We start from the raw sequence: 26,280 nt of genomic DNA on the forward strand, positions 1-26,280 counted from the left end.
AATGGCTTAAGCGAGTGGGCAAATGGAGAGTTTTATATAGGTGGTTTTGGCAGTTATGATCATGCTCGTGTTGCACATACTCGGGGTGGTACCAGTGGTATCAATAGTTATGGCATTGGGGCTTATGTCACGTATGTGGATCATAGTGGATGGTATCTGGATGCTCTTTTAAAATACAATCATTATCAAAATAGTCTGAAGGCAGTTTCCACGAATGGTTTAGGGATTGAAGGAAGTTATAAGCAATGGGCGGTGGGAACCTCCTTTGAAGCAGGTTATCGACTTCAGACGTCCAAGAGCAGTTGGTTGCAGCCTTATGGACAATTTACTTGGTTGCAGGTTGAGGGAAAAGAAATCAAGTTATCGAATGACATGAGAGGTGATGTACGTCCCTTTACGTCACTGCGCAGTGAGGTTGGGTTATCTTTAGGGTATGAATTTGGCTCTGGCATGGCGACTTCCTCACAGGCGTATATTACAGCAGCATGGTTGCGTGAGAATAAAGATGACAATCAAACACTGATTAATGAACACCATTCATTTACCACGGATTTATCAGGTAATGCGGGTAAATTAGGCATAGGTTTAAGCAGTTTTGTGAGTGAGCAGTTGAAGTTATATGGTGAGGCCCATTATGTTAAAGGGCGTAAGACAAAACAATCCCTTCAAGGCATTTTAGGGGTACGCTATAGTTTCTAATTATAGGAAATTTTTTAATTGATCTGGTGAGAGAATTTTAAAACCTAGACCTGAAGTGTCTAGATCTGTCTTCTTTTTTAAAAGAAGGTTTTCATAGAAGGTATGTATTTTTACTGTTGTTTTTTCTTATAATTGTTATTGCTTAAATGATAATTTTGATGGGAAGCGTTTAGGAATATAATAAGGAGTTCAACATTTACTAAGAGGCAGATGGGCATTTTATGATGGGAGGGTTAATTATAGCTGTATCTATTTTATTGAACTCTTCTTTACAATCCATTCTATATTTTTGAGAATTTGCATAATTTTTGCAAAGTCACTTGGCAAAGGGCTGCCTGCTCGCTATAGAAACAGTTAGAGAATGTTATCAATGAAATAAAGGTGAGTAAATGGCTTTAGAGCGTACTTTTTCGATGATTAAACCAGATGCAACACGTCGTAATTTGACAGGTGCAATTACCAAAATGCTTGAAGATGCGGGCTTGCGTGTTATTGCATCTAGACGTGTGTGGATGAGCAAGCGTGAGGCTGAAAATTTTTATGCTGTTCATAAAGAACGCCCTTTTTTTAGCGAATTGGTTGAATTTATGTCTTCTGGTCCAACAATTGTACAGGTTTTGGAAGGAGAAAATGCAATAGCTAAAAACCGTGAAGTGATAGGGGCTACAAATCCCAGTGATGCAGAAGAAGGAACAATTCGTAAGGTTTATGCTCTGTCGATTGGTGAAAATTCTGTCCATGGATCCGATAGTGCTGAAACAGCAAAAACAGAAATCGCTTTTTGGTTTTCTGAGATAGAAATTGTTGGTTAATAAAAGCGCAAATAAGAAGCAAAAACCTAAAACATAGTGTTTTGGGCTTTTGCTTAAAAAAAACTTAAATCTCTTTGACAGATATATATATTTATCATTTTTTTTACCTTTAATATTGCAACTTTTTTGCGAGGGGACAAAGCCTATTATTCTTTTTTTGAATGTCTTTTAACTAGGCGCCAACTTCGTTTATGATGGGTAGAAGAAGTGTTTTAATTGATTAATCATCACTAAATTTAAAGTAAGTAGGTTTACGGCATCTTTTCTTTCTTCAGTTGTAGAAAGGTAGATTATCATTATAAATCAAGAGATGGTTTCATGAAATGACGTGTTTTAAACCGGCGCGAAAATAATCCCATCCTGTCCATAATGTAAGGAGGGCAGCAATCCAAAGCATAGTAATGCCAAATTCTACTGTGTAAGGGAAAATTTTATTACCAGCTGGTCCTGCTAAAAGAAAGATAATAGCGATCATTTGTACAAAAGTTTTCCACTTTGCAAGACGAGAGACCGGAACGCTCACTTTTAATTCAGCTAAATATTCACGTAATCCTGATACAAGAATTTCTCGACAAAGAATAATAATTGCTGCCCATAATGTCCATCCAGCAATCGTGCTGTCTGCGGCAAGCAAGAGCAAACAAGCTGAGACGAGAAGTTTATCGGCAATTGGATCTAACATGCGACCAATATTGGATGTTTGTTCCCAAATACGGGCAAGATAGCCATCAAGAAAGTCAGTAATAGAGGCAACGATAAAAATGGAAACGGCAATCCAGCGTGCGATATCATTTGATTGTAGGCGTCCTTCTACAAAAAAGCAAGCAACAACCATTGGGACTGCAACAATTCGTGCATAAGTTAAAAGATTTGGAAAAGAAAAAGTATGATTTTTCATAGAGTCATTTTCAATTCTTGTAAAGGAGAACATATTCCCTGTAAGTAACAAGGCTAAGGTTGTGAAACAAGCCTATTTTTCATTAAAATGGTTATGAATTTTTTGTGCGATTGCGATAGAGATTCCCGTAACTTTTTTCAAGTCTTCAAGTGAGGCACCAGCAACAGCTTTGGCACTTCCAAAATGATGAAGCAATGCACGTTTTCTTGACGGACCGATATTTTCGATTTCATCAAGTGGATTTTTAAAGGTTGCTTTTTTTCGTTTTATTCTATGCGTTCCGATAGCAAAACGGTGTGCTTCATCACGTAGACGTTGCAAAAAATAGAGGATAGGATCACGGGGGGAAAGTGTGAAAGGAAGGGTACCTTTTATAAAAAATCGTTCACGTCCCGCATGGCGGTCAACACCTTTGGCAATTCCAACAACGGTGATCAGGTTATTCAATTGTAATTCAGCAAGTATTGTATGCACACTGTTGATTTGTCCCTCACCTCCATCGATTAAGATAAGATCAGGCCAAACGGGAAAAAGATCATTTTCTTGATCTTGTATGTCATGACTTTTATTTGGCAAATCATGCTCTTTGATAAGGCGTGAAAATCTTCGTTTAATCACTTCTTTCATCATGCCAAAATCATCGCCAGGCGTGATATCTGTTGAGCGAATGTTGAATTTTCGGTATTGATTTTTAACAAACCCCATTTGACCAGCAACAATCATTGCACCTACAGAATTTGTTCCCATAATATGAGAGTTGTCGTAAACTTCTATACGGCGCGGAGGAAAAGGCAGTTGAAATGTTTCAGCAAGCCCTTGAAGTAATTTTGTATGGGTAGCTGTTTCAGCAAGCTTATGTTCTAGAGCTTCGTGAGCATTAAGATAGGCGTGATTAACAAGTGTTTTCCGTTCACCTTGCTTGGGTAAGGAGAGAGACACTTTGTGATTGGCTTTGAGACTTAATGCTTCTGTAAGAAGCGTCTTTTCTTCAATTTCTTCGGATAAAAGGATGCTTTTAGGAAGGGGTTTATCATCGTAAAATTGGGTAAGAAAACTCGCTAAAATTTCAGTACAGGAAAAAGAGGGATCTGCTTTAGGAAAATAAGCTCGGTTTCCCCAATTTTGTCCCATGCGAAAAAAGAACACTTGAATACAAGTCATTCCTTCCTTTTGGGCAATTGCAAAGACATCTGCTTCTTTTATCGTTTGAGGGTTAATTCCTTGATGGCTTTGTATGTGAGAAAGGGCTGATAAGCGGTCACGATAGGAAGCAGCTTGTTCAAAATCAAGATTTTCTGCGGCTTTATGCATAGCTTGAACCATATCATTTTTAACAGATTGATCTTTTCCCGAAAGGAATGCTTTTGCTTCTCTTACCAGTTCTTTATAATCACTGTCACTAATTTCATGGGTACAAGGTGCAGAACATCGCTTAATTTGATACAGTAAACAGGGGCGTGTACGGTTTTCAAAAATTGAATCGGTACAGGTCCGTAATAAAAAAGCGCGTTGTAAAACATGAATTGTTTGTGTCACCGCACCAGCAGAAGCAAAAGGCCCAAAATAATGAGCTTTTTGTGTTCGAGCGCCACGATGTTTGCAAAGTGCAGGTGCTCGATGATCATTTGTAATCATGATATAAGGAAAGCTTTTATCATCACGGAGTAATACATTAAAATGGGGATGCAATCTTTTGATGAGATTGGCTTCTAAAAGGAGTGCTTCTGTTTCTGTATGGGTAACGATAAATTCCATATGATATGTTGCACGAATCATACGGGTAATACGATTATTGTGTCCTTGTTCACGTGTATAGTTTGAAACACGTTTTTTGAGATTACGCGCTTTGCCAACGTAAAGAATATTACCATTTTCACCAATCATCCGGTAAACTCCCGGCTTATGGGGAAGGTGTCTAACAAACTCTTGTATAAATTTGACACCTTGGAATTTATTTTTTTCGTTGCTTTGATTGGCATTGTTCCATGTCAAATTAGAGAGAAAAGAAAGCTTTTCTCTTTTATTTTTCGGACAAGTTGTATTATTTTTTAGGATCATTCCGTTTATCAAGAAATGCTTTTTGTTTATTCTATTAAGTATTCCTATTCCATTAAATGACGATTATTTATGTCTTTAATAGCTTTTGTCCATCAATAACATATTATAGCATAAGAGTGTGATTTTAGAGTACTTTTCTTTCATAAAAAATATGAGAATTTTTATTTATGACAGCTTTATGAACACGCTCAATTCTATTGATTCATTAAAAATAATTACAAATAAGGTATTGACTTATAAAGATAGTTTATCATTATCGACATTAAATTAAATTTCTGAATAGCGTAAAATTTTTTCATTTCAAACCGATGTTTTTTTGTATGTTACAATTTTTGTATGTTACAAGCGGAGAAAGTCGCGTGGAGTGAAACTATACAAGAAAGGATTAAAAATAATTCCTCTTATGAGCCGTAAGGAGTGACTTTATTGTTCTATGACTCCTGTAATCGTTATAAGCTTATCATTATTATCTTATATGTTGATATTATCTAAGAAATAATAGAATCTTATCGCCTTTGTAACTTAAAAAAAGGGTATTTTTAAAGGAAAACGTAAGAGAAAAGTCTAATTTAGATGTTCTTTTTGAAGCCACTTATGCGTTATTTGAGCATTTTCATCTTGTCCAAGACGGTTGATAAGAAAGGGACTGAGTTTTTTCATTTCGTCTTTCAAAAGATAGGGGGGGTTGATAATAATCATCCCACTTCCATTCATTGTCGGTGGACTTGAACTCTTTCGGATACGCATTTCAAGCTGTAAAATTTTTGGAATTCCTGTTTGATAAAGCGCGTGAAGAAAACTTTCAATTTCTTTATCATGTTTTACAGGATACCATAAAGCATAAATCCCTCCAGAAAAACGGCGATAGGCTTTCATTAATCCCTCAATAAGGCGGAAAAATTCCCCAGTTTTTTCAAAGGGAGGATCAACAAGGATAAAACCGCGTTTTTCTTTTGGTGGTAAATGAGCATTTAAGGAAAGCCAACCATCCAAATGCAGAACTTTTGTTTGATAATCGCCAGCAAAATTTTTTGCTAAAACATGATAATCTTCATTGTGCAATTCTATTGCGGTGAGGCGATCTTGTTTCCGTAATAATTGGCGAATAAGAACAGGAGATCCAGGATAAAATACAATTTCTTTTTCCCCTTTATTGAAGGAATCAATGATATAACACCATGGATAAAGGAGTTCTCTTAAATTTTCTGGGATTGGCGTTGAAAAAATTCGTTGCACACCTTCGCGCCACTCTCCTGTTTTATAGGCTTCTAAAGAAGAGAGGTCATAAATACCAATACCAGCATGCGTATCTATAACGCGAAAAGCTTTTTCTTTGCGTTTGAGATATTCTACAATGCGCATGACAATAATGTGTTTAAAAACATCAGCAAAATTGCCAGCATGGTAAATATGCCGATAATTCATGGAAGAAACTCTATCATATGGATAACTGTATCAGGCTTATTAGCATAGAATAATAGAATTTATATCCATAAAAACTTTTTTGTAGCAATCAAATAAGCCCCTCATCAAAAAATTATATACATAAAATATGAATGTCACGCGAGCATTTATTTCATTAGGATTTTAAATCTTTTATATGAAAGTTGGACAAGAAGAGGGCAAACATTTCAATGGAAGCTCTTTACGGAGTAAAGATGAAAGCTGAAATCGTCATATCCCTATATATCATGACTTATTTTCTAGCATCCTTGACGTCTATAAGAACCATTTTAATAGTTTCTATCTCTCTATGCTGACCTCGCTTATGAGGTACAAGTGAATGATTTTGACAAACTAATATATTTTACGCGTTAATAAAATATATTTTCGGAAAACATTCAGATACAGGTAAATTTTTTTAGAAGGTTATGATATCATTTTCATTGGTAAAGTTGATTGGGAAGAGATAGTTACCATTTCATGGGCGATACTGTTTTTAAAAGGCAGGACATTGGATACAGTATTTACTAAAAGGTAAGCCGTCCAAGAGATCATATAAAGTTTCTTTAAAAAAAGTTTTAAGCCTTTTGAACTTTATATGAAGTTGTTTATCATTTTTGAGTGATTTGTGTTATAATACGCTAAATAAGGGGTGAGAGGGTAAAAGTTCGTTTACGCTGTTTCCATTAAAAAGCGTGTGATTGCTTTTAGGTTGAGAAAAAATATATAAGTAAGATACGATATTTGATACTCTTCTTCAGAGAAAGCATGAATAAGTGAGATACAATTTAAAAGCATAAGGTTAGAGAGAGTAATGGGCAATATTTTTTCACCAACACATTTAATTGTAATTTTATTACTTATTTTGGTGCTTTTCGGACGCGGTAAAATTTCTGAATTAATGGGCGATGTTGCTAAAGGAATTAAAGCCTTTAAAAAGAGTATGAAGGAAGAAGAGGGAGGCATTGAGGGTAATGTTGAAAAGGCTGCTCCTTCCCAAGTAATTGATGGAGCATCTCAACAATCTCAGCCGTTATCGGTAAAACATACAGCAACACGGAGGAAGGCTTCCTCTTACTCTAAAGGAGGCAAGGCATCTATTGCTAAAAAACAGCGTGTCAAATAACAAAACGTCATCATTATTGTGCATTATTTTTTTTATGAGAAAGTTGAGTATAAACGATGTTTGGGATTGATGGACCAGAGCTTGTCGTGATCTTACTTGTTCTCATCATTATCGTTGAACCGAAAGATTTACCTAAAATATTCAAGACAATCGCAAAGGTAAAAGCTTATATGCATTCAACAGCAAATGAACTTCGTTACCAGTTTGATGATGTAATAAAACAAATTGAGCGCGATGATTTGCAAAAAACATGTTCGGATATGAACAACTCAAGGAAGAAGTTGGCAGAACCTTTTGATTCCCTTAAAAATACATTAGAGGGTATTCACGATAATTTGGATATTAAGGCAACTCACCATAAAACAGAAAAAGATAAAGAACTTTTGGCATGTGATCAAAAGGCAATCAAGAAAGATGTGACATTCTCTAGTGCTTCTCATCATTCTGAAAGCATTTCTATTGCTTCTAAAGATAAAGAAGATGTGTCATGAATGTAAAAAAAGATGAGGTTGATGCCAATATGGCCTCCCTTTTAGAACATTTAATTGAACTTCGTCAGCGAATTATTTCGACCTTAATTGCATTTATGATCGCTTTTATGATGTGTTTTCTTATTAAAGATTATATCTTGAATTTTTTACTATGGCCGTATCAGTGGGCAATGAAAATAGCAGGAGGGTATCCTGAGAGTATTCGTTTGCAATCAACGCAGGTATGGGAAACTTTTTTAACAAAGATGAAACTTGCTGCTTTTGGAGGAATTATTTTATCTTTTCCCTATATGGCTTTTCAGTTCTATAGTTTTATTGCACCAGGGCTTTATAAAAATGAGCGCAGGGCTTTTTTGCCGTTTCTCATTGGGGGCCCTATTTTATTTTGTATTGGAGGAATGTTTGTTTATGCTCTATTGGCACCAGTAATACTATGGTTTAGCCTTTCTCAACAATTTCTTCCAGATTCTCAATTAAAGATAGAGTTTGTCGTACGTATTTCTGATTATTTGGGCTTTATGACGTCGTTTATCCTCATTTTTGGTTTGATTTTTCAGTTGCCTCTTGTCATCAGTCTTTTAACAAAAGTTAGACTTTTAACGTCTCATGATTTGGTGTCTAAACGAAAATGGGCTATTCTGCTCTCTTTTATTATTGCGGCAATGATAACGCCGTCGGATTTTTTTACGATGTTTGCAGTAGCTTTACCAACAATAGCGCTTTATGAGGTCTCAATTTTAATTGCTTACGGTATAGAAAAGAGAAGAAAATCTGCTTAAGAAAAGTGTATAATCTTACGCGAAATAAAAACAATATAAATGAGGAATTTTAATGCTTGATATTAAGTGGATTCGCGAAAATCCTGAAGAATTAGATAAAGCGCTTGTAAGGAGAGGCCTTGAGCCACAAGCCGATAGATTAATACAACTTGATTTTGCACGCCGGTCCCATGTTGCTAAGGTACAATTAGCACAGGAACGCCGCAATGCGATTTCAAAGGAAATAGGACAAGCTTTAGCTACATCTGATCAGCACATGGCTGAATGGCTAAGAGCTGAAGTTGAAGAGCTTAAAGTTTTTCTTTCTTCTGCAACAGCGGAAGAAAAACAGCTGACGGAAAGTCTTGAAAAAATTCTTTCAGCACTTCCAAATGTTCCATTGGATGATGTTCCAAATGGTAAAGATGAAAGTGATAATGTCGTCATTCGACATTTTGGGACACCTCCAACCTTTAATTTTACACCAAAGGAACATTTTGACCTTGGTCAAGATCTCAAACAGATGAATTTTGAGCGAGCTAGTCGTTTATCTGGAACACGTTTTACAGTGCTTTCAGGGGCGTTAGCACGGCTAGAACGAGCATTGGGACAATTTATGCTTGATGTGCATGTCAATGAGCATGGTTATACAGAAGTTTCTGTGCCTCTTCTTGTTCGTGATGAGATTGTTTACGGAGCAGCCCAATTACCGAAGTTTGCTGAAGATCTTTTTCAAACAACGGATGGTCGATGGCTTATTTCCACAGCAGAAGTGCCATTAACGAACTTGGTCAACGATGAAATTCTTGAAATATCAGATTTGCCACTGCGATTTTCTTCTTTATCTCCTTGTTTTCGTTCAGAAGCGGGAGCTGCTGGTCGTGATACACGCGGTATGTTGCGTCAGCACCAATTTTGGAAGGTAGAAATGGTTTCGATTACCAGTGAAGAACAGTCTCTCATTGAATTGGAACGTATGACGGAATGTGCAGAAGATATTTTAAAACGACTCGGTTTGCCTTTTCGCACAGTGGTTCTTTCTACGGGGGATATGGGGTTTGCAGCACGTAAGACTTATGACATTGAGGTTTGGCTTCCTGGCCAAGAATGTTATCGTGAAATTTCTAGTTGTTCTGTTTGTGGGGACTTTCAAGGTCGACGTATGAACGCTCGCTATCGTAAAGAAGGCGATAAAAAATTGCATTTTGTTCATAGCCTTAATGGTTCTGGTACAGCTGTTGGTCGTTGTCTTATTGCTGTACTTGAAAATTATCAACAGGCTGATGGATCAATTATTGTTCCAGATGTTTTACAACCCTATATGGGGGGCATGCGTTGTATTACGGCTTAATTTGGGAAAGGAAAAACAATATGCGTTTATTGTTGCAAAAAGGTAATGCTATGCAAGCGTGAGAAGTTTTGCCATTTTAAAAGAAGTGATTTGTAGGGACAATAAAATTGCATCTCCATTAGAGAGTGAATGATACTATGGAGCAAAAGGGTATTTTGCAATTTCGTGAGGAGTTGGCTGCTCTTGTACTGAAAATGCGTAGCAAAGGCATTGATGACGTGCGATTTTTTTCGGCATTAGAGAAAATTCCACGTCAACAATTTGTTCCTGCTCCGTGGTTTGATAGTGCTTATGATAATAAAGTTATTCCCATAGAGTGTGGGGAATATATGGAACGTTTGGAAGAACAGCTCTTAATTCTTTCAGCACTATCACTGAAAAAAAAGTATCGTGTCTTAGAAATTGGTACGGGCTCTGGCTTTTGTACGGCTCTTATGGCATGTCTGAGTGATCGTGTGACAACGATTGATCGTTATAAAACGCTTGTTGATTTGGCACGCCAAAAATTTCAAACTCTGGGTATTGAAAATATTATTATACGGCAGATTGATGGAAGTCATAATGTGGCAAGTTTGGGATCATTTGATCGCATTCTTATTTGGCCATCACGTTCTGATGAACCCAAGGATTTTTTAGAACTTTTAGCTGAAAATGGAATTCTCATTCAGGCGATAGGACCTGATGAAGAGGTACAAACGGTAACACGCTATACAAAAATTGGTAGTCGATTTGAGTGTTTAGAACTGTTTCAAGTGCGTTATCAACCTCTTATTAAAGGTATTGCGGAGAGACTTTAATTTTTAAAATTTGAAAAATAGCACAAATTATTTTACTCTTTTCATTTTCTATTAAATTCACTTTGATCTTAATTAAAGATATTTATGAATAAAACATCTCATTTTAACACTTCGGTAATTTAAAAAAGCTTTAATGGAGTGAGTTGAGTATTGATGAGTGAGCGAAACGATGTATCTAAAAGCTTTGGATAATATTTTCCAGTATAATTTTCAAAGAATAACTTTTTTAGCGGTGGTAACTATTGTTGCTGGTTGTAGTTCTGGTTCACAACGTTTTTCCAATATTGCTTCTCATCATAGGATAGCATCTCAATCAAATATAGCGAACTCTATGTCTACAGATCCGGGAATGCTATCGTACGGCGGGGAAATGATACAAAGCACAGAGTTGCCCCCTGTGGAGCCAAGTGATGATTCGTGGATAGATGACAATTCTTCCTATAGTTCTTCACAGCAAGGTAGGGGAGTTTCTTCTGATGATCGTGTTATGGGGGCTCCTCGACGTAATCTTGGAACACTTTCCCGTTCACAAATGAATAATTCTCTCACTTTACGGCAGAACTCTTATATTGTTCAGAGTGGGGATACATTACTCAGTATTGCACGACAAGTAGGGGTTAGTGTTGAGGCATTAAAATCAGCAAATGGTATAAACAGTAATTTCATTTACATCGGTCAGGTCCTTGTGCTTCCAAGCGGGCGTACGTTAGCAACTTCAAGAGCGTCCCACCGTAACACCAATCATAACAATTGGGTAGCGTCAACAGTAGAATCTTCATTCCAATCTCAGGTGACGTCTTCTATAAAGAACAAGAAAGTTTCTCCTATATATAAAGCTCCTGTAAAAACGCCACCTTCTGCACAGGTGAACAGGTCAAACCTTGAAAGAAATTCTTCTAAACAGATGGTACAATTAAATCATGAATCTGATTTATCAAGTACCATTACGCGTACAGATAATATTAAGGCGCCGCAAGCTACGGGGATTTCTAAAATGCGTTGGCCAGTACGAGGGCGTTTATTAAGCCAGTTTGGTCAAAAAAAAGGAACAATAATGAGTCGAGGAATAGACATTGCTGTGCCTGAAGGGTCATCGGTAAGGGCGGCAGAAAATGGCATTGTTATTTACGCGGGAGATGGCTTAAAAGAGCTGGGTGATGTTGTTATGATTCGACATGAAAATAATATTATCACTATTTATGGATGTAATAGTCAGCTTGTTGTGAGCAAAGGCCAAAGGGTAAGACGCGGTGATGAGATTGCGAAGTCGGGTGTTTCAGGAAATGTTAAAACGCCACGTGTTTATTTTGAGATGCGTAAGAATTCATTACCAGTTGATCCTCTTAAATATTTAGAAAACTAATTGATTGATGACGTTAAATTTTCTAAAGCTTTTACTTTGGGCGCTAATTCTACAATAACGTGATCTTTCTACTCGATTTATCCTTGTAGATGATTCAAGATACTAAGCAATGTTTGGGGAGTCGAATAATTAATCTGTGATGTTGCTTCTTTTTTTAAAGCTGGTCACATTTGATGAGGTATTGATGATGTTTCATGGATTTTATCATGACGTTCGATCATCGGATGTTAGCACATGTCTAACGTAATAAGTCAGAAAAAAATCATTGGTTTAGAAGAGGAGTTTTTGGGGGCATTAGAGATTACCATCTTCGTCTTTATGAAGTATAAGACAAAGAGTATCATAGGATTGTCAATACCTAATGTTCGCAATACTCTTGCATTTGAAAGGGAGCATGAGAAGAGATATTTGATTTCTTATCATAAAGAGTTTTTATCTTTTGTTCATTTTACAGGTGTGATAGGCAAAAATTTTTTTTGATGAATTCAAAGGGTTTGAAATGAGAGCGTTTTACGGTATTGAACTCTATAATTCGACATTAAAAATAATGAGTTATCTCTATATTTTTTTATTAGAAAAATTATTTTGTATCATTTATTGAGTAAGAGATAGCGCTTCTAGTGTAGGATATATAATAGAGAGAAATAAATCTGTTTTTTTAAATTTTTTCTTATTGTACTCTGTCTCTTAAGGATTTATTGCATTTCCATAAAGCTGAGATTACATTATGCCATTATAACTTTTTATAACAAATTCTTTAGATTTTTTTCTAAATCGGGTTCTATTTTAAGAGAGTGGGAAATACCTGAAGTTTAACTATAGGAGATAAAAATGTTGATTACAAACGCTTATGCTCAAGTTGCAGGCGATGTTTCCGGTGGAATTTCATTTGTTAACGCTGTCCCATTCATTTTAATTTTTGCGATTATGTATTTTTTTGCCATTCGTCCACAGCGCGCCCAAATGAAAAAACGGCAGGAAATGCTTAATGCAGTACGTCGTGGTGATACAGTTATAACAGGTGGTGGTATTATCGGCAAGGTTACGAAGGTTCACGACGAGAGTGGTGAATTAGAGGTTGAAATTGGTGAGAATATGAATATTCGTGTTATTCGTTCAACATTAGCGGATGTCCGTGTTAAAGGTGAGCCGATTGCAGAAAAAAAATCAAAACTTAATGCTAAAACGAAAACACTACAAAAGTCTAAGTCTAAAAAGACTGTGAGAGAAAATGTGAGTATCTCTGAAGAGGAAAAAGCAATATCAAAAGAAAATAAGGAAAATGCATCTTAAAGTGGAGAGGTAATTTATAGCATTTTTATAAAAAATATTAAAATATAAAGGAGAAATGTTTTTATAGTCACGACAGAAAGTGATATCTTTGTTTTCTCTAGACTATTAAAGTGGTTACTTTATTTATGGGATATTACGAAAAAGCTTTCAGCCTTTTAAAGAATGTCGTTATTTTTATAAAGAGAAGTTTTTCACTTTTGAGTCAACTAAGCTAAGAAAATTTTTTAAAAGATAGATAAGTATAGCATTTAATCGTGGTTTATTGTTAACTTTTCAATATATTTTTGTGTAACCCAATCAAAATTTTATAGTAAAATCTCTACCTCAATATTCTGAAGGGCTAGGGTTAACATATCACTATTTGTATTACTGTTAATTTTTATGGTGAGAAGTAAAAGATAAGAGGGTTTTAAAAAATAAAAGGTACTTATTCATGTCCGATGCCATTCAAATTCGTGAAGCACATTTTCCGAGTCGTGCACCTATTGATGCTTATGGAAATGGTGGATTTCGTTTTGCTGATATGTCTCATAGAGGTTCTATTATTTGTATTCCGTCAGGAATTTATGGCATTAATATGGCAGGGCCTCTTCCCACTCAAGGGGATCTATCTCGTGTTTTAGAAGAAGCAAATGAGATTGAAGTTTTATTAATAGGGACTGGAACTGAATTATTACGATTACCTGAAGATTTACAGGTCCTTTTATGGGAAAAGCGTATTTCATCAGATACAATGAGTACAGGAGCAGCAGTGCGTACATTTAATGTTTTATTAGCTGAAGATCGCGCTGTTGCGGCATTATTATTTGCGGTAGAATAAAGCATTTTTTCATAAAATAGATCCTCTTGTCTAGCATAAAAGACGCGTGTGATTATTTTGCTGTATCTCAAAATATCGTCATTTAAGGTGGCAATATAGGAATATAAAGTATTATACATAACTTAATACATTAAGTGTATTATTAATACAGCAGCAAGTATTTAGAGCTGAATTAACCTGTAGAGCTTAGCGTATCGCATAAGTGATAAGTCTCTGGCATTTGAGGTCATTCATAAGAAGCATTTTTATTCCTTTTTAATTTTATCTATACACCCGCTTCAAGTATAAGGTGAAAGGAAATAGGCATAAAATGAGAGAATCGTATGATATTAGGATTTCGAATTTAACAGATAAAACGATAAATTATTATTATAAATTATTATTATAAATTAATTTGTTATGAGAGGTAGAAAAACTTCAAAAGCAATTGGATCTTTGACGGATCAGTGAGAATAGGAATCTTTGTTCTTTGAAGTTGTGGGAAGAGTCCAATCATTTGATGAAGTTTTGGGTGATCAGTGTTTTGTCATCTATTCCGTTAAAAAGTATTTTTCTTTGTCTGTTCTTAAGTTTCATTACAGATGTTACGGTTAATTTTATCTGTTTTTACGACAAATAAACGCTTAAATCCTATAAGATACATTTTTATCAAAAAAATTGTTTATTTCATTTTTAAAAATCTTCTTTCTGAAAAGAAAAGTCATTAAAAAAGAAACTTTCATTCATCAGACATGAAGAGATACATTTAAAAATCTTATTTTTGAACTGTATTTTCTTATCTCTCATTTTAAAATATGAATAAAAAGAGAATATTAATTGAATGGCCAAAAAGGGGCGTTAATAGGTTCATAGAATGATAGGTTCTCTTCCTTATTGTCTTGATATTTTACGTACCATAGATCGTGATCGCTATATATCGGTTTTATTTTCACCTAAAAAAAAGCGAAAAGCATTGGCTGCTCTTTACGCATTTAATGCTGAGATTTCTCGTATTCGCGAAAGTGTTCATGATCCACTCATCGGCGAAATACGATTACGCTGGTGGTATGATTCTATCGTGCATGAAGAAATGCAAACGAGTGGAAGCAATCCGATTTTAAGTGATTTATTGACAGCAATGACTCTTTTTAATTTACCTAAGACAGCTTTTTTACGGTATTGTGACGCACAAATTTTAGATCTTTACCACAATCCACTAGAAACGCTTCATGAGCTTGAGCATTATTGTTGTGAAACAGCAAGTATAATTTTACAGCTTTCTTGTCAGATATTAGATCATGATGCCGCACAAGATTTTACAGATACCAGTAAACATGGGGGAATTGCTCAAGGGCTAAGCGGTGTATTGCGTCTTTTATCTTTTATGCAATCACGATATCACTATTATTTACCTACTGATATGCTGCAGGCTGTAGGAATGAATAGGAAGGATTTGGATTCTCATCGTCTCAGTGATCAACAAAAGGGCCGTATTGTTGAAGCTATGGTAGCATTATCACGCGATCATTATACCAAGTTTTATGCGTCTTTTCATAGCTTACCTAAAGCTCTTAAGCCAGCCTTTCTTCCATTGGTCATTATACCGGATTCTCTTCAAAAGGCTTTACAGCTGGGGGCTGTAATTTTTCAAGAAAATGCAACTTTGCCATTAATACATCGCTATTGGCTGATAACAAAAGCAGCACTAAGCGGTCATTTTCCAAAGATATTGTAAAAGAATATGATGATGTTAACGTTAGATTGATTTTTTTCATGTTGAAGATAAAAAGGGATATTAGAATTCCAAACCATTTCTTTGTTATCGAAGACATGGATATAATTCTTTCTATCAACGCAAAAGAATAAAAAATTTGAAGACCTTGAAAATAAGTGTATTGGATGGCTGAGAGAGACAAGCTGGCATCATTGTTATATCGGCGTTCATCTCCCAATATTGCGATAACCTCTGGAATTTTTCATAAAAGGTATGTCCTTTCTTTAATGTTTATCCAAACGCTAATTCCGCTTATAACGTGTAAGTGAGAAGTTTTGATTGATTCAACATGGAACAAGTTTGGAATAAAAGAAGCTTAGAGTATTTAGGATTTTTATTTAATATAAGTAACACTATATTATGATTTTAAATCAATGTGTTATAAAATAAAGAAAAACATAAGATAAAGCCTAATACATTGGTGCATTTGATGAAGAATTTTGATATTGGGTATTCTAAATGTATTGCTCGTGTCTTATTTGCAAATGAAATATAATTTCTATTTTATTATGAGGGAAATTACTTTGGCAGCCTATTAAGGCTATAGAACAACGCTCATTTTTGAGAAATTAAAGTTATGAATCCATAATTGATGATTGCTATGATATATAAAGATATTAATTTATCATGAGAGTTTATTTTTTCCTATATTGAATGAGAGCGTTGAATCAATAAAGATTTTCTCATTTTTAATTACGTTTATAATAAATTTTAAAATAGTTTTTTCATATCATAAGTTGGGTGTGTTAACGAAAATCATTTAAGGAAGAAGCAATACATACCTTATGAATTGAATGTTAAGAGTAGCGATATGACAAGCTGTAAATGTAATGACAAGAGGGATGACATTTATAGCGGAATTAGCGACAACCTTTACTAGCTTTTAGATGGATAATATTGCTTACCACGTTGAAAAAAACAGACTTCGCATTATCCCCATTACCTTTTTTCTTGCAAATCTATATACACACTGATTGGCGAGAGAGTTAATGATAATGTCGATCTTAAGCTAGAAGCAAACAAAAAACCGCCCTTATCTTTTTCAACGATAGACGAAGTGCTGATAGAAATTCTATCAAATAAGTTTTTTTAAATTATATACATCCTTTTTATTGGAGAGCGTTAAAGATCTGATTATAATTTTTGCTATTAATTTCCAAAGGATGTTCTTTATTGGCAATTTGTAGCATTTCTAGCTTGAGATCTTCTCTTATCATCATATCTATGCTGGCTCGAACTTCAGGTGGAAGAGTATGAGGCGTGATGTCTTTAGGCATCGTTACAGACTTTATTTGATAAAGGATACGGTTTGTTGCAACCGGACCTTTTATGATACCATAATGACCTTGGGGTCCAGAAAATAATGTTTTAATTCCTTCAACACCAAGGATTTCAGAGGAATCTTGACGCCGGAGGAGGGGTGTTGTTTGTTTTGTAACACCAAGTGTTTGAGCAAGGGCAACAAGACTTTTTCCTTCCATAAGCTGTTTGAGAGCATTTTGGGCTTTTTCATCAAGAAGGCGTTGGATTTCCTCATTTTTCCATTGAGAAAGAACATCTATCTTAGCTTCTTCTAATGTTTTATCGCGGGCAGGAATAATTTTATCGACCTTATACCAGAGATATCCACCATTTTGAAAAGAGAGAGGATCAAGATCGACGCCTTCATTTGATTGATAGATGGCGTTTAACAAAGTATCTTTTTGAGGCAAATCCGTGAGGATTGTACCTTCAAGCGTTTTGCCCGTTTTATCAAGGGTAATTGTGCGCAGAGTTAACTTGTATTGGTCCGCAAGCTCTTTAAAAGAAGCGCCTTCAAAACGAGCATTTTCAATGGCGACATAATTGTTACGGATCTCATCAGCAGCACGATTTTTTGCAAGAGTTTGGCGAATATTTTCTTCTACACTTTCAAAAGGAAGTGAGCTTGCAGGTTCAATATGTGTGACGCGAACGAGAACAGGTCCCTGTAAATCATTTATTACAGGACTGATTTGTCCTTGTGGAAGTTCAAAAATCTCCGATGCAAGATGATTAGGAAGTTCATTTTCTGCAAGAGGCCCTTCTTTTATGTCATTAAGAGTCTTTTTTTCAGCTTTTACCAGTTCATCAAAACTCAATCCATCGGCTATTTTTTTTGCTGCCTTATCGGCTTCTTCGCGTGTGGAGAATCGTAGTTCTTCAAATGTACGCTTTTCAGGCGTTACAAAACGTGACGCATTTTGGGTATAATAGGCTTTTGCTTCATCTGTTGAGATATCATTGGGTTTTACAAAATCATTAAGTTGCATTGATAATAAAGAGACAGTCCGGTATTCTGGAGTGCGAAATTCACTTTGATGGGTTTCAAACCATTTTTGTAGTGTTTCGTGATCAGGATCAGCAATCATTTGCTTTCCTTTGAGATCAATAAGGAGATAATCAGCGCTCCGCATTTCTCCTTGATAAAGAGCAAGAGCTTTATAAAAGAGATCTGGTGCTTTCATATCAGAAAGCAAAGCTGCAATAAGTTGGTTACGCTTTTCTTGTTTGGTATAATAATTAAGAAAAGCACTTTCACTGATACGTAAATGCTGAAGATAGTTATAAAATAAATTTTTATCAAATGTACCATTTACCTGGAACATCTTATCAGAACCAATCGTATGAGCGATTGTATCTTTTGAAAGACTTATTTTCATTTTACGGACTTGTTCATCAAGCAGTACATTTTGTTGCAATTGATTAAACACAAAAGCAGGAATTTGGTATTGCTGCATTTCATTTTGTGTAAACATTCGTCCAAGATGAGCTGCCTGTGCTAAACGTGCGCTTTGATCAGCAAGTGCAAGACGATAATCATCGATCGTTACGATGGACTTTCCAGAAGTAATAAGATCTCTTTCGCTTTTTGTGTGTAACCGTGGTATCCCCCATAAAAGAACGAAGCATAAGAGTAAAATAGAAAGGAAAACTCTAAAAATCCAAGAATTTGTAGCACTTCTTATGACGTCAAGCATTGTTCAATCTCATTTTAACATAAATTATTACCAAAGCAGTAATGGAATTTGCAATAAAGAGACGAAAGATGCAAGCTTTTAAAGACTTGCTTTCGTTTTATAATTTGATACTACAGATAAACAAAGTGTTATAAGAGCTCTTGAGGTAAAAATATGTCTCCAAATATTCGGCCTTTTCTTGCTGGAAATTGGAAAATGAATGGAACGAGTAAAGCGCTTGGAGAGCTGCGTGCTATTGCTACAGGCATGAGCTCTGATCTCAGTCATCTATTTGAAGCGCTCATTTGTGTTCCAGCAACGCTTTTATCGCGTGCTTATGATACGCTGGATGGTGAAAATCTTCTTTTAGGAGGACAAGATTGTCACTTTGATGATCATGGTCCTTATACGGGAGATATTTCAGCTTTTATGCTTAAAGAAGCCGGAGCAAGTCATGTTATTCTTGGACATTCTGAGCGTCGTACAGTATATCAAGAAAATGATGCAATTGTCTGTGCTAAAGTGCAAGCAGCACGGCGTGCAGGTCTTGTGGCGCTTGTGTGCATTGGTGAAACATTGGAGGAGCGTGATAATAATAAAGTGTTGGATGTTCTTTCACAGCAGCTTGAAGGATCTTTACCAGATGATGCAACAGCAGAGAATACCATTATCGCTTATGAACCTGTTTGGGCGATAGGTACTGGCAATACAGCAACTTCAGAAGATATTGCAAAAGTGCATCATTTCATTCGTAATAAGATGCGCTCTCGTTTTGGTGATGAAGGTAATAAAATACGTTTGCTTTATGGTGGATCCGTAAAGCCATCCAATGCCTTTGAGCTTTTAAGCATTCCTCATGTTAATGGAGCTTTGATCGGTGGAGCCAGTTTAAAAGCGATTGATTTTTTAACGATTTGTGATGTTTGTCGTAAATTATAGAAGAGAAATTTGAGTTCCCCCTTGGATTGTGTGTTATTTATGTGTAAAGAGCTTATAAAAGAGTTATTTGAAGAGCAGGGTTTATGCAAACAGTACTTATTGTTATTCATTTATTGATTGTAATTACTTTGGTTGGGGTGATCTTAATCCAACCTTCAGAAGGCGGTGGGCTCGGTGTGAGTAATAGCTCAGGGCTGATGAAAGCCCGTGGGTCTCGAAATCCTTTAACACGGTTGACAGCTATTTTAGCCTGTTGTTTTTTTGTTGTGTCCATTGGACTTACTGTTGTGGGAAGTATATCAAACTCAAGTTCTGATATTTTAAAGCGTATACCGGTTAATTCAGAGCAGAACTCTACCAATAAAGGCTCAGAATCAGTCCCATCATCAGAGGGTAAGTCTTCTCCTTCTATTCTTGAACAGTTAGGAGGGACTTCGGATTCTCCGAAGGAGCAAAAATCGCTTAAAAATCCTGAAGCGGAAACCCCAGTTCCACCGGTTCTTGAAAATACAGTTCCGGATAACAGTGCAAAATAGTTTTTTAAAGAAAATATAGATTTTAAAAAAGGTGATTTTTTCACCTTTTTTATTTTATTTTAGAAGAAAAACTGTTTCTTTTTACATTTTTTGCTGGAAAAATCATTATAAATTGCTTATCACCATAAGCCCATGGCACGTTATGTTTTTATTACTGGTGGTGTGGTTTCTTCCCTTGGAAAAGGCATCGCAGCGGCGGCGTTAGCAGCGTTATTACAGGCTCGTGGCTATCGTGTACGCCTTCGCAAACTTGATCCCTATTTAAATGTTGATCCAGGGACGATGTCGCCTTATCAACATGGTGAGGTATTTGTGACTGATGATGGTGCGGAGACGGATCTTGATCTTGGTCATTATGAGCGCTTTACGGGGCGTTCTGCAAATAGCCAAGATAATATTACAACAGGGCGTATTTATCGAAATATCATTGAACGAGAACGGCGTGGTGATTATTTGGGGGCAACAGTTCAAGTTATTCCTCATGTTACGGATGAAATTAAGCGATTTATTACGAGCGGAAATGAAGAATTTGATTTTGTTTTGTGTGAAATAGGTGGAACAGTTGGTGATATTGAAGCCATGCCTTTTCTTGAAGCGATTCGTCAGCTTGGCAATGAACTTTCCCGACAAAATGTTGTTTATGTCCATCTTACATTAATGCCTTATATTCCTTCAGCAGGTGAGCTAAAAACGAAACCAACACAACATTCTGTCAAAGAATTACAATCAATTGGTATTTCTCCTGATATTTTACTTGTACGTGCAGATCGGTCTATTCCAGAAACAGAGCGGTGCAAATTATCACTTTTTTGCAATGTTCGCGCCAAAGCAGTCATTCAGGCATTGGATATGCCAACAATTTATGATGTTCCCATGGCCTATCACAAAGAAGGTTTAGATTCTGAGGTTCTTTGTGCTTTTGGAATTGATTCGGCACCTCCGCCTCAGATGGATCGGTGGGAAGACATTACGCATCGCATTCACCACCCTGAAGGAGAAGTGGCGATTGCTGTTGTAGGAAAATATACGGGCTTAAAGGATGCTTATAAATCTCTTATTGAAGCGATTGCGCATGGTGGTTTAGCGAATAAAGTAAAAGTTAATATTGAGTGGATTGATTCTCAACTTCTCGAAAAAGAAGATTCCGTTTTAGCTTTACAAAAAGCGCATGGAATTTTGGTTCCTGGGGCTTTTGGAGCTCGAGGGGCAGAAGGAAAAATTCGAGCAATTCAATTTGCAAGAGAGCGTAAAATTCCATTTTTAGGGATTTGTTTTGGAATGCAATTGGCCTGTATAGAAGCTGCGCGCAATATTGCACAGATTGAGAATGCTTCATCGAGTGAGTTTTGCGAAACAGAAAATCCAATTGTAGGTTTAATGACAGAATGGCTTAGAGGTGATGTTCTTGAAAAACGGACAAGAAATGGTGATCTCGGCGGATCTATGCGTCTTGGGGCTTTTACTGCTGAATTAAAAGAAGAAAGTCATATTGCTCAAATTTATGGAATGACAAGGATTGTTGAACGGCATCGTCATCGTTATGAAGTCAATATTGATTATAAAGATAAGTTAGAACAGTGTGGTTTGATTTTTTCTGGCATGTCTCCCGATGGTATTTTGCCGGAAACAATAGAATATGTAGATCATCCATGGTTTATTGGTGTTCAATATCATCCAGAATTAAAATCACGTCCTTTTGATCCACATCCGCTTTTTTCTTCTTTTATTGAGGCCGCTGTAGAACAAAGTCGATTGGTTTAAGGTATAAATTTGGTTACTTTGCTTTTGAGGGATAAAATGACAAAACCAAATAAGCGTGTAAAAGTTGGAAATGTTATTTTTTCAAATGAAATGCCCCTTTCATTAATTGCAGGGCCGTGTCAGATGGAAAGTCGTGATCATGCTTTTGAAATGGCTGGTCGTATTAAAACAATTGCCGATCAGCTTGGTATCGGGTTTGTTTATAAATCAAGTTATGATAAAGCTAACCGAACTTCTTTGAGTGCAGCACGGGGCATTGGTCTTGAAAAAGCAATGGTTATTTTTTCTGATTTAAAAAAAGAGTTTGATTGTCCCATATTGACTGATGTGCATACCGAAGAGCAATGTAGCATTGTTTCTTCTACGGTTGATATTTTACAAATACCTGCTTTTTTATGTCGTCAAACTGATCTTTTAGTCTCAGCTGCCAAAACAGGGTGTGTTATTAATATTAAAAAAGGGCAGTTTTTAGCGCCGTGGGATATGGAGAATGTTTTAAAAAAGGTTGTTTACAGTGGTAATCCAAATGTTATGCTTTGTGAGCGCGGTACATCATTTGGCTATAATCGACTTATTTCGGATATGCGTTCGTTACCTATTTTACGTTCATTTGGGGCACCTGTTATTTTTGATGCAACACACTCTGTTCAAGAACCTGGAGGGCAGGGGGCTTCATCTGGTGGACAGCGTCAATTTGTTGAAATATTAGCGCGTGCGGCTGTTTCTGTTGGGGTTGCCGGTATTTTTTTAGAAACACATCAAGATCCAGATCATGCACCTTCTGATGGCCCCAATATGGTTAAAATTGATAATTTACAAAGATTACTTGAGACTTTAATGGAATTTGATCATTTGTCAAAGAAGCTGAATTAAGAAAAGAAGAAATATTTCATGAATTAGGACATTAGAAATGAATCGCAACTTTTATTGGATAAGGAAACATAGATGACGATCATTGTCGATATCATTGGACGTGAAGTTCTTGATAGCCGTGGTAATCCGACGGTAGAAGTTGACGTTCATTTGGAAAATGGCGCTTTTGGTCGCGCGCTGGTTCCCTCAGGAGCTTCAACAGGGGCACATGAGGCTATAGAGCTTCGTGATGGTGGTCCGCGTTATCAAGGGAAAGGTGTTGAAAAAGCAGTTGCTGCAGTCAATGGTGAAATTCTTGAAGAACTTGGTGGGCGGGACGCAAGAGACCAAATCGCTATTGATCAAGCAATGATTGCTTTGGATGGAACGCCAAACAAAGCCCGTCTTGGTGCTAATGCACTTCTTGGTGTTTCATTGGCTGTTGCAAGAGCCGCTGCAGACTCATTAAATTTACCCTTGTATCGTTATATTGGTGGACCGCAAGCGCATATTCTTCCAACACCTATGATGAATATTATTAATGGTGGCGTTCATGCTGATAACTTGATTGATTTTCAAGAGTTTATGATTATTCCGGTAGGAGCCCCTACCGTGAAAGAAGCGATCCGTTATGGTGCTGAAATTTTCCATGCGTTAAAAAAGCGTTTAAAAGATGCGGGTTATAATACCAATGTTGGTGATGAAGGTGGTTTTGCACCTCAATTTAAAAGTGCAGACCAAGCAATTGATTTTATTATGGAATCCATAATAAAATGTGGCTATAAACTAGGTGAGCAAATTGCCATTGGTTTAGACTGTGCTTCCACTGAATTTTATAAAAATGGTTCATATTTTTATAAAGGTGAGGAAAAATGTCGTGACATCCAAGAACAGGTAGATTATTTGGCGCATCTTGTGAGAAGTTATCCTATTGTTACCATTGAAGATGGAATGGCAGAGGATGATTGGGAAGGTTGGAAGCTTCTTACTGATACAATTGGAAAAAAATGTCAGCTTGTTGGCGATGATTTATTTGTAACAAATTCAGCGCGTTTGCATAATGGTATTAAAATGGGGGTAGGTAATTCTATTCTCATAAAAGTTAATCAAATTGGGACATTGAGTGAAACACTTGATGCTGTAGAAGTCGCACATAAAGCAGGTTATCGCGCCATTATATCTCATCGCTCAGGTGAAACAGAGGATTCTTTCATAGCAGATCTTGCGGTTGCAACGAATTGTGGACAAATTAAAACAGGTTCTCTTGCTCGTTCGGATAGATTAGCAAAATACAATCAACTTATTCGTATTGAAGAAATGCTAGGGGTTCAAGCACATTATGCCGGTGATGTATATCGTTGATTGTTGTGAGAACAAAATATGAAAGTATAAGATCATTTAGATTATGGAATTGAAATGTCTTATCAAAGACATAGAGCAATCATTTTATAGGCATTTAAATTTATAGGGATTAAGATGAGAGGTATAATTATTAGTCAAGATCAAGGAACATATCTCGTTTCGGGAGATGATGGTAAACGTTATCAATTTGCGACTTGGGATTGGTTAGGAAAGAAACCCCCGAGGATTGGTGATACCGTTGATTTTGTCTGTGAAGGAGGTGTAGTCAGTTCTGTTTTTCCATTGTTGAGATCAGGTACAGAAAACTCAAAAATAATGTTTGCACTCCTTTGTTGGTGTGCAGGTATTTTTGGTGTCCATCGCTTTATGGTGGGGAGAGTTCGGACGGGTTCTTTAATGCTCGTTCTATCTTTATCGGTTGCTGGATTGGTGATCACTGGTATTTGGGCAATTGTTGATTTCATACTCATTCTTGCTGGAAAGTTTACGGATAAAAATGGGAATCAGATTACAGATCTGTAAATTTTTTATAATTTATAATAAGAAGTAGATAATTTAGTTTGCTTTTTATTTTGACCAATATATTAAGTTCATCATGCTAAATTATTGTACTCTATTTCTTTAGTGTGAGATTTTAAGAAAAATATGCACAGTCAAGTAAAAGTATTGAAAAAGACTGTGCTATTTTATATGAGTAAAAAAACGACGTAAATCAACTAAGGTATGTTTTGTATTGCTGCTTATAGCAGCAGAAAACATTAGGTTACTGGGGGGAGCTCTAAGCTATTTTAATTTCACGTTTATCACGGCTGCTACAAATTTTATTTATGCCGTGAGGTTAATCGATATATCATCAAATTAGAATAATCTCTTTATGAAGAACACATGAGGAGCAGCTTTATAGGTGGGCAAGGATGAAAGGTACGATTATTGGTCAGGATCAAGGAGATTATTTCATTTCAGGGGCTGATGGTAAGCGTTATCAATTTGCAAGTTGGGATTGGTTAGGAAAAAAAGCACCAAAGGTAGGGGACACCGTTGACTTTGTATATGAAGATAATGTTGTTAAATCTGTTTTCCCTCTTTTGAGTAAATCGCAGTCGGATAAATCAAGGTTAGCGATAGCACTTGTTTGTTGGTTTTTTGGATGGTTGGGAATTCATCGCTTTATGGCAGGTAAAGTTGGAACGGGCGTTGTAATGCTTCTTATAAGCCTACTAAGTATACCATTTACTATGGGGGTAGGAATACTTTTAATAACTGGGCCTTGGTCATTTATTGATTTTATAGTCATTTTATCGGGATATTTTAGGGATGAGAATGGGGATAAAATTATAAATTGGTAGAAATTTTAGAATAATATAAAATATAAAGAGTGAGAAACTTTCTTTACTTCTAATGTTGTCAATATATTAATTTAATAATGTAAATTATTTTAGTCTATGTCTTTAAATGTTAAATATTAAATAAACTTATAAATATTTAAATAAAACTATTGAAAAAGACTGTACTATTTCATATGAAAAAACAAAAGTGCAAATCGAACAGCGTGCTTTGTATTGCCACTTATAATTGGCGGGAATTTTAAGTTGTTGGGGGATTTTAAGCTTTTTAAATTGTCATAATCACGGTGAGTGCAGATCGTACTCATGCAGTGAGATTTATCTAACATATGATCATATTAGAAGAAAAACTTCTTTATGAATAACAATTTTATAGGTGGTGAAGATGAAAGGTAAGATTATTAGTCAGGATCAGGGAACATATTTCATTTCAGGGACTGATGGTAAGCGCTATCAGTTTGCGAATTGGGATTGGTCAGGAAAAAAGCCGCCGAAGGTTGGTGATGTCGTTGATTTTGTCTGTGAAGGAGATACCATTAAATCTGTTTTCCCTATCTTGTCAGCAGGGCAGTCTCAACAATCAAAAGTGACGTTAGCGGTCGTTTGTCTTTTTCTAGGTGGATTAGGAATTCATCGTTTTATGGTTGGTAAAATTGTAACAGGCATTATAATGCTTCTTATAACTATACTAAGTATAATAACTATACCATTTTTGGGGTTTGGGCTTCTAGGGATTATTTTTATAATTATACCTTGGGTATTGATTGATTTTATAGTCATTTTAATAGGAAGTTTTAAGGACAAAGATGGGTGTAAAATCACAAGTTAGTAAATATCCGATTTATAA

The 26,280-nt window shown here is 36.0% G+C and carries 23 protein-coding genes; 19 read left to right on the forward strand and 4 right to left on the reverse strand.

The window, feature by feature from the left end:
• Both PVV65_RS06255 and ndk read left to right on the forward strand, forming a co-directional pair.
• Window positions 1–699 (forward strand): autotransporter outer membrane beta-barrel domain-containing protein (locus tag PVV65_RS06255; protein ID WP_273789595.1); only part of this gene is annotated, 699 nt, incomplete at its 5' end.
• Between the two features lie 389 nt (window positions 700–1,088).
• The gene (gene ndk / locus PVV65_RS06260) at window positions 1,089–1,511 is read left to right on the forward strand and encodes a nucleoside-diphosphate kinase (protein ID WP_273789596.1); all 423 of its coding nucleotides are present in this window, start codon (window positions 1,089–1,091) and stop codon (window positions 1,509–1,511) included.
• Between the two features lie 316 nt (window positions 1,512–1,827).
• On the opposite strand, the gene pgsA is transcribed toward ndk, so the two are convergent.
• From pgsA to PVV65_RS06275, 3 genes are all read right to left on the reverse strand, one after another.
• On the reverse strand, window positions 1,828–2,409 hold the full coding sequence (pgsA, locus tag PVV65_RS06265) for a CDP-diacylglycerol--glycerol-3-phosphate 3-phosphatidyltransferase (RefSeq protein ID WP_144752093.1): 582 nt from the start codon (window positions 2,407–2,409) through the stop codon (window positions 1,828–1,830).
• A 72-nt stretch (window positions 2,410–2,481) separates the two neighbouring features.
• The gene (gene uvrC / locus PVV65_RS06270) at window positions 2,482–4,467 is read right to left on the reverse strand and encodes an excinuclease ABC subunit UvrC (RefSeq protein WP_273789597.1); all 1,986 of its coding nucleotides are present in this window, start codon (window positions 4,465–4,467) and stop codon (window positions 2,482–2,484) included.
• A 564-nt stretch (window positions 4,468–5,031) separates the two neighbouring features.
• Entirely contained in the window at window positions 5,032–5,892 is an 861-nt protein-coding gene (locus PVV65_RS06275; protein WP_273789598.1) for a 23S rRNA (adenine(2030)-N(6))-methyltransferase RlmJ, read from the reverse strand.
• Between the two features lie 832 nt (window positions 5,893–6,724).
• On the opposite strand from PVV65_RS06275, the gene tatA reads away from it, so the two are divergent.
• The 9 genes from tatA to PVV65_RS06320 all read left to right on the forward strand — a co-directional run bounded on the left by tatA (window position 6,725) and on the right by PVV65_RS06320 (window position 15,623).
• Window positions 6,725–7,036 carry a twin-arginine translocase TatA/TatE family subunit gene (gene tatA, locus PVV65_RS06280; RefSeq protein ID WP_273755456.1) on the forward strand — a complete coding sequence of 104 codons (312 nt, stop codon included), beginning with the start codon at window positions 6,725–6,727 and terminating at the stop codon, window positions 7,034–7,036.
• 56 nt (window positions 7,037–7,092) lie between these two features.
• The gene (locus tag PVV65_RS06285; protein ID WP_273789599.1) at window positions 7,093–7,527 is read left to right on the forward strand and encodes a twin-arginine translocase subunit TatB; all 435 of its coding nucleotides are present in this window, start codon (window positions 7,093–7,095) and stop codon (window positions 7,525–7,527) included.
• On the forward strand, window positions 7,524–8,306 hold the full coding sequence (gene tatC / locus PVV65_RS06290) for a twin-arginine translocase subunit TatC (RefSeq protein ID WP_273789600.1): 783 nt from the start codon (window positions 7,524–7,526) through the stop codon (window positions 8,304–8,306). The genes PVV65_RS06285 and tatC overlap by 4 nt, the downstream gene beginning before the upstream one ends.
• A gap of 52 nt (window positions 8,307–8,358) precedes the next feature.
• Window positions 8,359–9,636 carry a serine--tRNA ligase gene (serS, locus tag PVV65_RS06295; RefSeq protein WP_273789601.1) on the forward strand — a complete coding sequence of 426 codons (1,278 nt, stop codon included), beginning with the start codon at window positions 8,359–8,361 and terminating at the stop codon, window positions 9,634–9,636.
• 137 nt (window positions 9,637–9,773) lie between these two features.
• Complete coding sequence (locus PVV65_RS06300) at window positions 9,774–10,433, forward strand: protein-L-isoaspartate(D-aspartate) O-methyltransferase (protein ID WP_273789602.1); 660 nt, start codon at window positions 9,774–9,776, stop codon at window positions 10,431–10,433.
• 169 nt (window positions 10,434–10,602) lie between these two features.
• Window positions 10,603–11,796: a M23 family metallopeptidase gene (locus tag PVV65_RS06305; RefSeq protein ID WP_273789625.1), complete on the forward strand. Its 1,194-nt coding sequence runs from the start codon at window positions 10,603–10,605 to the stop codon at window positions 11,794–11,796.
• A gap of 831 nt (window positions 11,797–12,627) precedes the next feature.
• Entirely contained in the window at window positions 12,628–13,089 is a 462-nt protein-coding gene (gene yajC, locus PVV65_RS06310) for a preprotein translocase subunit YajC (RefSeq protein ID WP_273755462.1), read from the forward strand.
• Between the two features lie 433 nt (window positions 13,090–13,522).
• Window positions 13,523–13,909: an Mth938-like domain-containing protein gene (locus PVV65_RS06315; protein WP_273789603.1), complete on the forward strand. Its 387-nt coding sequence runs from the start codon at window positions 13,523–13,525 to the stop codon at window positions 13,907–13,909.
• Window positions 13,910–14,762: 853 nt separating this feature from the next.
• Window positions 14,763–15,623 carry a phytoene/squalene synthase family protein gene (locus tag PVV65_RS06320; protein ID WP_273789604.1) on the forward strand — a complete coding sequence of 287 codons (861 nt, stop codon included), beginning with the start codon at window positions 14,763–14,765 and terminating at the stop codon, window positions 15,621–15,623.
• Window positions 15,624–16,771: 1,148 nt separating this feature from the next.
• On the opposite strand, the gene PVV65_RS06325 is transcribed toward PVV65_RS06320, so the two are convergent.
• Window positions 16,772–18,661, reverse strand: a complete 1,890-nt coding sequence (locus PVV65_RS06325) for a peptidyl-prolyl cis-trans isomerase (protein WP_273789605.1) — start codon at window positions 18,659–18,661, stop codon at window positions 16,772–16,774.
• A gap of 153 nt (window positions 18,662–18,814) precedes the next feature.
• Between PVV65_RS06325 and tpiA the strand changes: the two genes are divergently transcribed.
• The 8 genes from tpiA (at window position 18,815) to PVV65_RS06365 (ending at window position 26,262) form a co-directional block, all read left to right on the forward strand.
• On the forward strand, window positions 18,815–19,579 hold the full coding sequence (gene tpiA, locus PVV65_RS06330) for a triose-phosphate isomerase (RefSeq protein ID WP_273789606.1): 765 nt from the start codon (window positions 18,815–18,817) through the stop codon (window positions 19,577–19,579).
• An 83-nt stretch (window positions 19,580–19,662) separates the two neighbouring features.
• Window positions 19,663–20,115 (forward strand): preprotein translocase subunit SecG, encoded by a 453-nt coding sequence (gene secG, locus PVV65_RS06335; RefSeq protein ID WP_273755467.1) that lies wholly within the window; start codon window positions 19,663–19,665, stop codon window positions 20,113–20,115.
• Between the two features lie 132 nt (window positions 20,116–20,247).
• A complete protein-coding gene (locus tag PVV65_RS06340; protein ID WP_273789607.1) occupies window positions 20,248–21,876 on the forward strand; it encodes a CTP synthase in 1,629 nt (542 codons plus the stop codon).
• A 36-nt stretch (window positions 21,877–21,912) separates the two neighbouring features.
• Window positions 21,913–22,749 (forward strand): 3-deoxy-8-phosphooctulonate synthase, encoded by an 837-nt coding sequence (kdsA, locus tag PVV65_RS06345; protein ID WP_273789608.1) that lies wholly within the window; start codon window positions 21,913–21,915, stop codon window positions 22,747–22,749.
• Between the two features lie 72 nt (window positions 22,750–22,821).
• Window positions 22,822–24,090: a phosphopyruvate hydratase gene (gene eno, locus PVV65_RS06350; protein WP_273789609.1), complete on the forward strand. Its 1,269-nt coding sequence runs from the start codon at window positions 22,822–22,824 to the stop codon at window positions 24,088–24,090.
• Window positions 24,091–24,204: 114 nt separating this feature from the next.
• Window positions 24,205–24,612: a TM2 domain-containing protein gene (locus PVV65_RS06355; RefSeq protein ID WP_273789610.1), complete on the forward strand. Its 408-nt coding sequence runs from the start codon at window positions 24,205–24,207 to the stop codon at window positions 24,610–24,612.
• Between the two features lie 392 nt (window positions 24,613–25,004).
• On the forward strand, window positions 25,005–25,436 hold the full coding sequence (locus tag PVV65_RS06360) for a TM2 domain-containing protein (RefSeq protein ID WP_273789611.1): 432 nt from the start codon (window positions 25,005–25,007) through the stop codon (window positions 25,434–25,436).
• A gap of 382 nt (window positions 25,437–25,818) precedes the next feature.
• Window positions 25,819–26,262 carry a TM2 domain-containing protein gene (locus tag PVV65_RS06365; protein WP_273789626.1) on the forward strand — a complete coding sequence of 148 codons (444 nt, stop codon included), beginning with the start codon at window positions 25,819–25,821 and terminating at the stop codon, window positions 26,260–26,262.
• The last annotated feature ends 18 nt before the right edge of the window (window positions 26,263–26,280 follow it).

This window comes from Bartonella sp. ML70XJBT, assembly GCF_028618425.1.
Classification (GTDB): Bacteria; Pseudomonadota; Alphaproteobacteria; order Rhizobiales; family Rhizobiaceae; genus Bartonella.